The 797-nt window shown below is 61.6% G+C and carries 1 protein-coding gene; it reads left to right on the top strand.

Annotated features, from left to right (window positions below; genetic code table 11):
* Positions 1–30: 30 nt before the first annotated feature.
* Positions 31–797, top strand: a 767-nt coding sequence (locus M2R48_RS21435) for a hypothetical protein (RefSeq protein WP_262087655.1), incomplete at its 3' end; no start/stop codon positions are given.

Raw genomic sequence — 797 nt, 5'->3', positions numbered from 1 at the left:
AGCGATTGGGCCAAATGGGTTCCGGCCAGGTTGACCCAGCAGTGGAAACTCACGCAGTTCAAGGCTGGCGGTGAATTCTGGCTGACCTGGGCCAAAGGCACCGTGCAAAGCGCGGTGGTGCGCCTCAACTCGCCGCAAGTGAAGGGCAGCTATGCTGACCGCAAGCCGGTCCACATTGAAAACCTCGCCCTGACCGCCTACCTGCAACGCAGTGAGAGCGGCCTCAAGGTGCTGTTCGATTCGTTGGCGATGAACATCGGCGATAGCCGTTGGGAATCGCGTCTGCAATTGCAGCAACGCCTGGCCACCGACAAGGCGCAGGAAGTCTGGAACCTGCAGGCCGACCGCCTCGACCTGACCCCGATCACCCCGTTGCTCAATGCCTTGGCGCCGTTGCCGGAAGGTTTCGCCAAGACGATCGAACACCTCAAGGCCACCGGCCTGCTGCGCAATGTGCTGGTGGATTTTCGTCCGCAGGACACGACCGATCAGAAAGTCAGCTTTGCCGCCAACCTCGAGCGGGTAGGCTTTGACGCCTACTTCGGCGCCCCTGCCGCACGCAACGTTTCCGGCAGCATCAGCGGCGACCTGGGGCAGGGCGAGCTGCGCATGGACAGCAAGGACTTTTCCTTGCACCTCGACCCGATCTTCGCCAAGCCCTGGCAGTACATCCAGGCCAATGCGCGCCTGACCTGGAAGCTCGATCAGCAAGGTTTCACCCTGATCGCGCCGTATATCAAGGTGCTGGGCGAGGAAGGCAAGGTCGCCGCCGACTTCCTGATTCGCCTGCATTTCGA

The organism is Acinetobacter sp. I-MWF, from assembly GCF_025433935.1.
GTDB classification, from domain to species: Bacteria; Pseudomonadota; Gammaproteobacteria; order Pseudomonadales; family Moraxellaceae; genus Acinetobacter; species Acinetobacter guillouiae.
Note: the sequence above shows the minus strand (reverse complement) of the source record. Positions and strands in the feature narration are given on the sequence as shown.